Genomic DNA, 11,288 nt, shown 5'->3' on the forward strand with positions numbered 1-11,288 from the left:
CCCTGCGTTCACGCAGATACACCCCCCCCGCCCCCCCCCCCCCCCCCCCCCCCCCCCCCCCCCCCCCCCCCCCCCCCCCCCCCCCCCCCCCCCCCCCCCCCCCCCCGACTACTGGGCGGCCAGCCCGCCGTTGCGCTCGTTCGGCTCCAGGTCGAACTCCCCGTCCCGTGCGCCCAGCACGAACGCCCGCCACTCCGCCTCCGTGTACCGCAGCACGGTGCCGTGGTCGAGCGAGGACCGCATGGCCACCGCGCCCTCGGGCAGGTAGGCGATCTCGACCCGCTCCTCGTCCTGCTCGGTACCGGGCGCGCAGTGCCACTCGACGCCCGAGATGTCGAGCGCGTAGAGCTCGTCCCGTTCCCGCTCCTTGCGCGCCTTCATCTCCTCAGCCGTCTCGCTCATCCCGCAGCGACCCCTTCCCGTCGTACCCAGGCCGTGACCGTCATGCCTGGGCTGTGACCGTCACACTACTGGCGGTCGCACCGGCCTCGTGCGTCGTTCCGGATCCCAGGGACGGAGCCCCCTGGCGGCACTGGTACCCTTGACGACGGCCGTTTGTGTACGCACCCCCGGAGTCCCGCGGACCCTGGAGGCAGCGCCCAGCGGATCCCCGCCTCCCGAGTAACGGAAGCTCCCCCGAGACAAAGACCGGGGGCACTCGGTGGCCATGCAGACTACGAGGAGTACGAGTGTCGCTCGACGCCGCAGTGAAGAAGCAGATCATCTCCGAGTTCGGTACCAAGGAGGGTGACACCGGCTCCCCCGAGGTCCAGGTCGCCCTGCTGTCCCGCCGGATCTCCGACCTGACGGAGCACCTCAAGACCCACAAGCACGACCACCACTCCCGCCGTGGTCTGCTGATCCTGGTCGGTCAGCGCCGTCGCCTCCTGCAGTACCTGGCGAAGAAGGACATCCAGCGCTTCCGTGCGCTGGTCGACCGCCTGGGCATCCGCCGCGGTGCGGCGGGCGCCAAGTAGGACGCCGTGAAGGGAGCGGTTCCCGGAGAGACACCCCGGGGCCGCTCCCTTTGCCGTACGTGCGGAAACGTGCGGAGTGTCACTCACGCTTTGTAGTGTGGTAGCACAACGCAATACGCACGACACAGCACGACAGCTGACAACGCACGACAGCTGACACAGCAGGACACGAAGAAGGAGAAGCGCACCCAAGCCGCCGCCGGTCCTCGGTAGTGGCCCCCGGGGGGAAGCGAGCCCCGGGTGCTTCGATCGAAGACCGGCCCGCACCGCACGGCGCGCTTCTCCGCAACCGTCCCCCCGCCACACGGGCGGATCGGGACAAAAGACGTAACGCAGACGAAAGTAACGGAGAAAACGCTAGTGGAGAACGAGACCCACTACGCCGAGGCCGTCATCGACAACGGCGCCTTCGGCACCCGCACCATCCGCTTCGAGACGGGCCGCCTGGCCAAGCAGGCCGCCGGCTCCGCCGTGGCGTACCTGGACGACGACACCATGGTGCTGTCGGCCACCACCGCCTCCAAGAACCCCAAGGACCAGCTCGACTTCTTCCCCCTCACGGTGGACGTCGAGGAGCGGATGTACGCCGCCGGCAAGATCCCGGGTTCCTTCTTCCGCCGTGAGGGCCGGCCGAGCGAGGACGCGATCCTCACCTGCCGTCTGATCGACCGCCCGCTGCGCCCGTCCTTCAAGAAGGGCCTGCGCAACGAGATCCAGGTCGTCGCCACCATCATGGCGCTCAACCCCGACCACCTGTACGACGTCGTCGCGATCAACGCCGCGTCCGCGTCCACCCAGCTGGCCGGCCTGCCCTTCTCCGGCCCGATCGGCGGCGTCCGCGTCGCGCTGATCAACGGCCAGTGGGTCGCGTTCCCGACGCACACCGAGCTCGAGGACGCCGTCTTCGACATGGTCGTCGCCGGCCGCGTCCTGGAGGACGGCGACGTCGCGATCATGATGGTCGAGGCCGAGGCCACCGACAAGACCATCCAGCTGGTCAAGGGCGGCGCCGAGGCGCCGACCGAGGACGTCGTCGCCGCCGGTCTGGACGCCGCGAAGCCCTTCATCAAGGTGCTCTGCAAGGCCCAGGCCGACCTCGCCGCCAAGGCCGCCAAGCCGACCGGCGAGTTCCCGATCTTCCTCGACTACCAGGACGACGTCCTGGAGGCGCTGTCCGCCGCCGTCCGCCCGGAGCTCGCCTCCGCGCTGACCATCGCGGGCAAGCAGGAGCGCGAGGCCGAGCTGGACCGCGTCAAGGGCCTGGCCGCCGAGAAGCTGCTCCCGGAGTTCGAGGGCCGCGAGAAGGAGATCTCCGCCGCGTACCGCTCGCTCACCAAGCAGCTGGTCCGCGAGCGCGTGATCAAGGAGAAGAAGCGCATCGACGGCCGTGGCGTCACGGACATCCGTACGCTCGCCGCCGAGGTCGAGGCCATCCCGCGCGTGCACGGTTCCGCGCTGTTCGAGCGTGGCGAGACCCAGATCCTGGGCGTCACCACCCTCAACATGCTCCGCATGGAGCAGCAGCTGGACACCCTCTCCCCGGTGACCCGCAAGCGCTACATGCACAACTACAACTTCCCGCCGTACTCCACCGGCGAGACCGGCCGCGTCGGCTCCCCGAAGCGCCGCGAGATCGGCCACGGCGCCCTCGCCGAGCGCGCCCTGGTCCCGGTCCTGCCGACCCGCGAGGAGTTCCCCTACGCGATCCGCCAGGTGTCCGAGGCCCTCGGCTCCAACGGCTCGACGTCCATGGGCTCGGTCTGCGCCTCCACCATGTCGCTGCTCAACGCCGGTGTGCCGCTGAAGGCCCCGGTCGCCGGCATCGCCATGGGCCTGATCTCCCAGGAGATCGACGGCGAGACGCACTACGTCACCCTCACCGACATCCTCGGTGCGGAGGACGCCTTCGGCGACATGGACTTCAAGGTCGCCGGCACCAAGGAGTTCGTGACCGCCCTCCAGCTCGACACCAAGCTGGACGGCATCCCGGCCTCCGTCCTGGCCGCCGCCCTCAAGCAGGCGCGGGACGCCCGCCTCCACATCCTCGACGTGATGATGGAAGCGATCGACAAGCCCGACGAGATGTCCCCGAACGCCCCGCGGATCATCACCGTCAAGATCCCCGTGGACAAGATCGGCGAGGTCATCGGCCCCAAGGGCAAGATGATCAACCAGATCCAGGAGGACACCGGCGCCGAGATCACCATCGAGGACGACGGCACCATCTACATCGGTGCCGCCGACGGCCCGTCCGCCGAGGCCGCCCGCGCCACCATCAACGGCATCGCCAACCCGACGATGCCCGAGGTCGGCGAGCGCTACCTGGGCACGGTCGTGAAGACGACGACGTTCGGCGCCTTCGTCTCCCTCCTCCCCGGCAAGGACGGTCTGCTGCACATCTCGCAGATCCGCAAGCTCGCCGGCGGCAAGCGCGTGGAGAACGTCGAGGACGTCCTCGGCGTGGGCCAGAAGGTCCAGGTCGAGATCGCCGAGATCGACTCCCGCGGCAAGCTCTCCCTCATCCCCGTGATCGAGGGCGAGGAAGAGGCCTCCTCCGAGGACGCAAAGGACGACACCGACAAGTGACGTCGAGCAGCTCTACGACGACGGCCCGCACCTCCTCGGAGGCGCGGGCCGTCGCCCGTACCCAAACCCTGATCAAGGGCGAGAACGGCATCGGCACGGTCCGCAAGACCACCCTCCCCGGCGGCCTGCGCATCGTCACCGAGACCCTGCCCTCGGTCCGCTCCGCGACCTTCGGCATCTGGGCCCACGTCGGCTCCCGCGACGAGACCCCCGCCCTGAACGGCGCCACCCACTACCTGGAGCACCTGCTCTTCAAGGGCACGACCCGGCGCAGCGCGCTGGACATCTCCTCCGCCATCGACGCGGTCGGCGGCGAGATGAACGCGTTCACGGCGAAGGAGTACACGTGCTACTACGCACGCGTGCTCGACACCGACCTGCCGCTCGCCATCGACGTCGTCTGCGACATGCTCACGGGCTCCCTGATCCTCGAGGACGACGTCAACGTCGAGCGCGGCGCGATCCTCGAAGAGATCGCGATGACCGAGGACGACCCGGGCGACTGCGTGCACGACCTGTTCGCGCACACCATGTTCGGCGACAACGCCCTCGGCCGCCCGGTCCTCGGCACGGTCGACACGGTCAACGCCCTGACCGCCGACCGCATCCGCCGCTTCTACAAGAAGCACTACGACCCCACCCACCTGGTGGTCGCGGCCGCGGGCAACATCGACCACAACAAGGTCGTACGACAGGTCCGCGCGGCCTTCGAGAAGTCCGGCGCCCTCAAGAACTCCGACGCGCAGCCCATCGCCCCGCGCGACGGCAGCCGCACCATCCGCACCGCGGGCCGCGTCGAGCTCCTCGGCCGCAAGACCGAGCAGGCACACGTCGTCCTCGGCATGCCCGGCCTCGCCCGCACCGACGACCGCCGCTGGGCGCTCGGCGTGCTCAACACCGCCCTCGGCGGCGGCATGTCCTCCCGGCTCTTCCAGGAGGTCCGCGAGAAGCGCGGCCTGGCCTACAGCGTGTACTCGTACACCTCGGGCTTCGCCGACTGCGGCCTGTTCGGCGTCTACGCCGGCTGCCGGCCCTCGCAGGTGCACGACGTGCTCAAGATCTGCCGGGACGAACTCGACCAGGTGGCCGCACACGGCCTGCCGGACGAGGAGATAGGGCGTGCCATCGGCCAGCTCCAGGGCTCCACGGTCCTCGGCCTGGAGGACACCGGCGCGCTGATGAACCGTATCGGCAAGAGCGAACTGTGCTGGGGCGAGCAGATGTCCGTCGACGACATGCTGGCCCGGATAGCGGCCGTGACCCCGGACGAGGTCCGCTCGGTCGCCCGCGACATCCTGGGACAGCGCCCGTCGCTGTCGGTCATCGGGCCGCTCAAGGACAAACAGGCCGCACGCCTGCACGACGCCGTCGCCTGACACACCACCGGTAAGGAACGAAGACGAAGATGAGCAAGCTGCGCGTGGCGGTCCTCGGAGCCAAGGGCCGGATCGGTTCCGAGGCGGTCAGGGCGGTCGAGGCCGCAGAGGACCTGGAGCTGGTCGCCGCCCTCGGCCGGGGCGACAAGCTGGAGGCGCTGGAGGCCTCCGGCGCCCAGGTCGCCGTAGAACTCACCACCCCCGCCTCGGTGATGGGCAACCTCGACTTCTGCGTGCGGCACGGCATCCACGCCGTCGTCGGCACCACGGGCTGGACCGACGAGCGCCTCGCGCAGCTGAAGGGCTGGCTCGCCCAGTCCCCGGAGACCGGCGTGCTCATCGCCCCGAACTTCTCCATCGGCGCCGTGCTGACGATGAAGTTCGCGCAGATCGCGGCGCCCTACTTCGAGTCGGTGGAGGTCGTCGAGCTCCACCACCCGAACAAGGTGGACGCGCCGAGCGGCACGGCCACGCGCACGGCCCAGCTCATCGCCGAGGCCCGCCGCACGGCCGGCACCGCACCGGCCCCGGACGCCACCGTGACCGCCCTGGACGGCGCGCGCGGCGCCGACGTCGAGGGCGTCCGGGTCCACTCCGTCCGTCTCCGCGGCCTCCTGGCCCACCAGGAGGTCCTGCTCGGCGCCGAGGGCGAGACCCTCACCATCCGGCACGACTCCCTCCACCACAGCAGCTTCATGCCGGGCATCCTGCTCGGCGCCCGCCGCGTGGTGACCACTCCTGGCCTGACCTTCGGCCTGGAGAACTTCCTGGACCTGAGCTGAACCGGCGGACGACATGCGCGCGAAGCTCTCCTACGCCCTGACGGCCACCGTCCTGCTCTTCTACTTCGTCCTGGTCGGCAGCCGGGGCGTGATGCTCATCCAGACCGGCACGGTCCTCACCGTCACCTTCGGGGTGGCGGTGCTGATCCTGCCGGTCATCGGCCTGTGGTTCCTGTGGAAGAACACCCAGTTCGTCCGCCGGGCCAACGCCCTCGCCGCCGAGCTCGACGCCGAGGGCGGCCTGCCCGTGGACGAGCTGAAGCGCACGCCCGGCGGCCGCATCGACCGGGACTCCGCCGACGAGGTCTTCGCCAAGCGCAAGGCCGAGACCGAGGCCGCCCCCGACGACTGGCGCAGCTGGTTCCGCCTCGCCGTCGCCTACCACGACGCCCGCGACACCCCACGCGCCCGCAAGGCGATGCAGCGCGCCATCGCCCTGCACGACGGCAGGCCGGTGGAGGCCTGAGCAGTCGCGCCCCGGCAGCGCCCCGTAGGGGGCGCTGGGGGTGCCCCCGGCCGAAGGCTGGGGGAGGAACTGCGCGACCAGCCACGATGACGCCGCACACGAAAGACGGCACATCACGGCACCCCCAGCGGAGCTACCCGCGCCGGTACTCCGCCGCCCACGCCTCCACCACGTCCGCCGCCCGGTCGAAGGCCGACGTCCGGCCCACGAAGTCCATGCCGTGCGTGGTGATCAGCGGCTCGGTGTCCGCCGGGGCGCGGTCCTTGCGTACGAGGGTCAGCGCCTGCCCCTGCACGGTCCGCGGCAGACCCAGCCAGCGCACCGGCTGCTGCGCCGTCCGCACCTCGAGGACCTGCTTCCAGGGCACCGTCCGCGTGTGGAGCAGACCGACCTGGCGCACTCCGCGCGCGCTCACCCACACGCCCATGCGCAGTATCCGCAGAGCGGCGGCGATGATCAGCAGAGCGATGCCGAGGACCGTCACGGCGGAGGACAGCGAGCCGGTCAGGGCCAGTGCCACCGCCGCGAACAGCACGAACGAGGCGAGCAGCAGCCACAGGGCCGCTCCGCCGACCCGCCACGGACCGGGCCGGTAGGGGCGCCGCCAGCGGTTGCGGTCGTCGTGGGGCAGGGCGTCGTCGAGTGCCGCGTCGTAGGTGCGGTCGGCCGTCAGGAAGGGCAGGGGCACGGCTGGTCCTCACTCAATCCATGCATGGGCTGTGCCCGGTGAGGCTATCCGCCCCTGTTCCCGCCCACCACTCACGGGGGTCCGGAAGAGTCAGCGCCCCTGGGAGGCCTGGGACTGCTGGGTCCCCGAGCCGGACGGCGTGGACAGCGCCGGCATGCCGAGCACCAGCGAGCCCACCAGCCCGGCCACGATGGTGAGCCCGAGCAGCCAGCGCCCGGCTATCTGGCTCACGGACAGCTGCTGCCGGGGCGGGGGTGTGACATTGCTGCGGAACCTGTCGGCTTCGGCGAGGAAGGCGAACGGGACCGGTTCGCGCCGACGGAACATGGGCGGTGCATCCCCTCTCGGGATCGAACGACTGTCTGTCATCTACACAGACGGGCGAGTGACCCGAAAGGTGCCCGGTTTCACCGAATTCACAGAAATTCGCCGGTGTATGTCGCGCCCCGGCACCGAACGCCCCGATGCCGGAACCGGGCCGTAGAGTGGGCGCCGCCCGAGAGAAGTGATGGAAGGACCCTCCGAGCCGTGACCGACACCCCCGCCGACGACCTCAAGCCCAGCTTCCGGAGCGATGTCACCGTCGACCTGGTCAAGCACAGCGCGGCCGACTCCGACGTGCTGTGGGCCGCGCGCGTCTCCACCGCCGGCGAGCAGTCCCTGGACGAGCTGACGAAGGACCCGGAGCGCTCCAAGGGCCTCATCAACTACCTGATGCGGGACCGCCACGGCAGCCCCTTCGAGCACAACTCGATGACCTTCTTCATCAGCGCCCCGATCTTCGTCTTCCGCGAGTTCATGCGGCACCGGGTGGGGTGGTCGTACAACGAGGAGTCGGGGAGGTACCGCCGGCTCGAACCGGTCTTCTATGTGCCCGACGAGTCCCGCAAGCTCGTCCAGGAGGGGCGCCCCGGCAAGTACGTCTTCGTCGAGGGCACCCAGGCCCAGCAGGAGCTGGTCGGCCGGGTGATGGAGGACTCCTACCGGCAGGCTTACGAGGCGTACCAGGAGATGCTCGCCGCCGGTGTCGCCCGCGAGGTGGCCCGCGCGGTTCTGCCCGTCGGCCTCTTCTCCTCCATGTACGCCACCTGCAACGCCCGCTCGCTCATGCACTTCCTCGGGCTGCGCACCCAGCACGAGCTGGCCAAGGTGCCGTCCTTCCCGCAGCGGGAGATCGAGATGGTCGGCGAGAAGATGGAGGCGGAGTGGGCCCGTCTCATGCCGCTCACCCACGCGGCCTTCAACGCCAACGGCCGGGTCGCGCCGTAGTACGGCCGGTAGGGCCGGTAGCACGGCCCTACGCTCGCGCTTCTTGTCGGACTCGGTACAGATGTACGGATCAGCCTCGCGAAGTGTCCGTATTGCGGCATTTAGAGAAGTTCATCTAGCCTGATCAAACGGACCCGGCACTGCTTGAACCCCCGAGCAGGCAGTGCCGGGCTCCTCATTTGTCCGGACTTTTCCCGTACCCCAAGGGCAGACCGCGCCGTGAGCACCGAGTAGCGTGTAACCCATGGCTCCGACCTCCACTCCGCAGACCCCCTTCGGGCGGGTCCTCACCGCCATGGTCACGCCCTTCACGGCGGACGGCGCACTCGACCTCGAGGGCGCACAGCGGCTCGCCACCCACCTGGTGGACGCAGGCAACGACGGCCTGATCATCAACGGGACCACCGGCGAGTCCCCCACCACCAGTGACGCGGAGAAATCGGACCTGGTACGAGCCGTACTGGAGGCGGTCGGCGACCGCGCCCACGTCGTGGCCGGTGTCGGCACCAACGACACCCACCACAGCATCGAGCTGGCCCGCCAGGCCGAGCGCGACGGCGCGCACGGCCTGCTGGTCGTCACGCCGTACTACAACAAGCCCCCGCAGGAGGGCCTGTACCGGCACTTCACGGCCGTCGCCGACGCAGCCGGGCTGCCCGTCATGCTCTACGACATCCCCGGCCGCAGCGGCGTCCCGATCAGCACCGAGACGCTCGTCCGCCTCGCCGCGCACCCGAGGATCGTCGCCAACAAGGACGCCAAGGGCGACCTGGGCCGCGCCAGCTGGGCCATCGCGCGCTCCGGCCTCGCCTGGTACTCCGGCGACGACATGCTGAACCTGCCGCTGCTCTCGGTGGGCGCGGTCGGCTTCGTCTCGGTCGTCGGCCACGTGGTCACCCCCGACCTGCGGGCCCTCGTCGACGCCTACACCTCCGGCGACGTCGTCAAGGCCGCCGAGATCCACCAGAAGCTGCTCCCCGTCTACACCGGGATGTTCCGCACCCAGGGCGTCATGACCACCAAGGCAGCCCTCGCCCTCCAGGGCCTGCCCGCGGGACCCCTGCGCGCCCCCATGGTCGAATGTTCGGCCGAGGAGATTGCCCAGCTCAAGATCGATCTTGCCGCCGGCGGGGTACAACTCTGACAACAGACTTCTGCGCGGCCGTCCGCGCAGCAACGCTTCACAACTGAATAAGCGGGACACCGGTGCCCGCACCCCAACCAAGACAACGACAACTGCTTATGCACGAACGTCACGCACGCCACGTGCCCGACCGGTACGTGGCGTGCGTGGTGAGGAGAGTCTTTTGAGTCATCCGCATCCTGAACTCGGCCCGCCGCCCCAGCTCCCCGAAGGCGCCCTCCGCGTCACGCCGCTCGGCGGTCTCGGCGAGATCGGCCGAAACATGACCGTCTTCGAGTACGGCGGCCGCCTGCTGATCGTCGACTGCGGAGTGCTCTTCCCCGAGGAGGAGCAGCCCGGAATCGACCTGATCCTGCCGGACTTCTCGTCCATCCGGGACCGCCTCGACGACGTCGAGGGCATCGTCCTGACCCACGGCCACGAAGACCACATCGGCGGCGTCCCCTTCCTGCTCCGCGAGAAGCCGGACATCCCGCTGATCGGCTCCAAGCTGACCCTCGCCCTCATCGAGGCGAAGCTCCAGGAGCACCGCATCCGCCCGTACACCCTGGAAGTGGCGGAGGGCCAGCGTGAGCGCGTCGGCCCCTTCGACTGCGAGTTCGTCGCCGTCAACCACTCCATTCCGGACGCCCTCGCGGTCGCCATCCGCACCCCGGCCGGCATGGCCGTCCACACCGGCGACTTCAAGATGGACCAGCTCCCGCTGGACAACCGCCTCACGGATCTGCACGCCTTCGCACGACTGAGCGAGGAGGGCATCGACCTCCTCCTGGCCGACTCGACGAACGCCGAGGTCCCCGGCTTCGTCCCACCCGAGCGCGACATCTCGAACGTGCTGCGCCAGGTCTTCGGCAGCGCCCGCAAGCGGATCATCGTGGCGAGCTTCGCCAGCCATGTCCACCGCATCCAGCAGATTCTGGACGCCGCCCACGAGTACGGCCGCCGGGTCGCCTTCGTCGGCCGCTCCATGGTCCGCAACATGGGCATCGCCAGGGACCTCGGCTACCTGAAGGTCCCGCCGGGCCTGGTCGTCGACGTCAAGACGCTCGACGACCTCCCCGACCACGAGGTGGTCCTGGTCTGCACGGGCTCCCAGGGGGAACCGATGGCCGCCCTGTCCCGGATGGCCAACCGCGACCACCAGATCCGCATCGTCGACGGCGACACGGTCATCCTGGCCTCGTCGCTCATCCCCGGAAACGAGAACGCGGTCTACCGCGTCATCAACGGCCTGACCCGCTGGGGCGCCGACGTCGTCCACAAGGGCAACGCCAAGGTGCACGTCTCCGGCCACGCCTCCGCCGGCGAGCTGCTGTACTTCTACAACATCTGCCGGCCGAAGAACCTGATGCCGGTCCACGGCGAATGGCGGCACCTGCGCGCCAACGCCGAGCTCGGCGCCCTCACCGGCGTCCCGCACGACCGCATCGTCATCGCCGAGGACGGCGTCGTGGTCGACCTCGTCGCGGGCAAGGCCAAGATCTCCGGCAAGGTCCAGGCGGGTTACGTGTACGTCGACGGCCTCTCGGTCGGCGACGTCGGCGAGCCGGCCCTCAAGGACCGCAAGATCCTCGGCGACGAAGGCATCATCTCGGTCTTCGTGGTCGTCGACTCGACCACCGGCAAGATCACGGGCGGACCCCATGTCCAGGCCCGCGGCTCCGGCATCGACGACTCGGCGTTCTCCGCCGTCATCCCGAAGATCTCGGAAGTCCTGGAACGCTCGGCCCAGGACGGCGTCGTGGAACCCCACCAGCTGCAGCAACTCATCCGCCGGACCCTCGGCAAGTGGGTCTCGGACACCTACCGGCGCAGGCCGATGATCCTCCCGGTGGTCGTGGAGGTCTGACGGCGCGTACAGCATCCGTACGGCCTTGCCGTACGCATGAACCCGGAGCGGGGGGGGGGGGGGGGGGGGGGGGGGGGGGGGGGGGGGGGGGGGGGGGGAGGGGGGGGGGGGGGGGGGAGGAAGGGGGGGGGGGGGGGGGAAATGGGGTCCG

At 69.9% G+C, this 11,288-nt stretch carries 11 protein-coding genes; 8 read left to right on the forward strand and 3 right to left on the reverse strand.

What is annotated here, in order from left to right:
* Nucleotides 1-108 precede the first annotated feature (108 nt).
* Entirely contained in the window at nucleotides 109-402 is a 294-nt protein-coding gene (locus ACZ63F_RS42875) for a DUF397 domain-containing protein (protein ID WP_181804473.1), read from the reverse strand.
* A gap of 287 nt (nucleotides 403-689) precedes the next feature.
* Between ACZ63F_RS42875 and rpsO the strand changes: the two genes are divergently transcribed.
* From rpsO to ACZ63F_RS42900, 5 genes are all read left to right on the forward strand, one after another.
* Entirely contained in the window at nucleotides 690-977 is a 288-nt protein-coding gene (gene rpsO, locus ACZ63F_RS42880; protein WP_004924725.1) for a 30S ribosomal protein S15, read from the forward strand.
* A 360-nt stretch (nucleotides 978-1,337) separates the two neighbouring features.
* The gene (locus ACZ63F_RS42885) at nucleotides 1,338-3,563 is read left to right on the forward strand and encodes a polyribonucleotide nucleotidyltransferase (protein WP_351501498.1); all 2,226 of its coding nucleotides are present in this window, start codon (nucleotides 1,338-1,340) and stop codon (nucleotides 3,561-3,563) included.
* Nucleotides 3,560-4,939, forward strand: a complete 1,380-nt coding sequence (locus ACZ63F_RS42890; protein WP_469719503.1) for a M16 family metallopeptidase — start codon at nucleotides 3,560-3,562, stop codon at nucleotides 4,937-4,939. The genes ACZ63F_RS42885 and ACZ63F_RS42890 overlap by 4 nt, the downstream gene beginning before the upstream one ends.
* A gap of 29 nt (nucleotides 4,940-4,968) precedes the next feature.
* A complete protein-coding gene (gene dapB, locus ACZ63F_RS42895; protein ID WP_469719505.1) occupies nucleotides 4,969-5,721 on the forward strand; it encodes a 4-hydroxy-tetrahydrodipicolinate reductase in 753 nt (250 codons plus the stop codon).
* A gap of 13 nt (nucleotides 5,722-5,734) precedes the next feature.
* Nucleotides 5,735-6,187, forward strand: coding sequence for a hypothetical protein (locus ACZ63F_RS42900; protein WP_469719507.1), 453 nt, complete (start codon nucleotides 5,735-5,737; stop codon nucleotides 6,185-6,187).
* A 133-nt stretch (nucleotides 6,188-6,320) separates the two neighbouring features.
* On the opposite strand, the gene ACZ63F_RS42905 is transcribed toward ACZ63F_RS42900, so the two are convergent.
* Both ACZ63F_RS42905 and ACZ63F_RS42910 read right to left on the reverse strand, forming a co-directional pair.
* The gene (locus ACZ63F_RS42905) at nucleotides 6,321-6,875 is read right to left on the reverse strand and encodes a hypothetical protein (RefSeq protein WP_469719509.1); all 555 of its coding nucleotides are present in this window, start codon (nucleotides 6,873-6,875) and stop codon (nucleotides 6,321-6,323) included.
* A 90-nt stretch (nucleotides 6,876-6,965) separates the two neighbouring features.
* Nucleotides 6,966-7,202, reverse strand: coding sequence for a hypothetical protein (locus tag ACZ63F_RS42910; protein ID WP_469719510.1), 237 nt, complete (start codon nucleotides 7,200-7,202; stop codon nucleotides 6,966-6,968).
* A gap of 201 nt (nucleotides 7,203-7,403) precedes the next feature.
* Between ACZ63F_RS42910 and thyX the strand changes: the two genes are divergently transcribed.
* The 3 genes from thyX (at nucleotide 7,404) to ACZ63F_RS42925 (ending at nucleotide 11,137) form a co-directional block, all read left to right on the forward strand.
* A complete protein-coding gene (thyX, locus tag ACZ63F_RS42915; RefSeq protein ID WP_469719512.1) occupies nucleotides 7,404-8,144 on the forward strand; it encodes an FAD-dependent thymidylate synthase in 741 nt (246 codons plus the stop codon).
* A 244-nt stretch (nucleotides 8,145-8,388) separates the two neighbouring features.
* Entirely contained in the window at nucleotides 8,389-9,288 is a 900-nt protein-coding gene (gene dapA / locus ACZ63F_RS42920; protein ID WP_469719514.1) for a 4-hydroxy-tetrahydrodipicolinate synthase, read from the forward strand.
* A 163-nt stretch (nucleotides 9,289-9,451) separates the two neighbouring features.
* On the forward strand, nucleotides 9,452-11,137 hold the full coding sequence (locus ACZ63F_RS42925; RefSeq protein WP_469719516.1) for a ribonuclease J: 1,686 nt from the start codon (nucleotides 9,452-9,454) through the stop codon (nucleotides 11,135-11,137).
* The last annotated feature ends 151 nt before the right edge of the window (nucleotides 11,138-11,288 follow it).

The organism is Streptomyces sp. NPDC104761 (genome assembly GCF_055583445.1).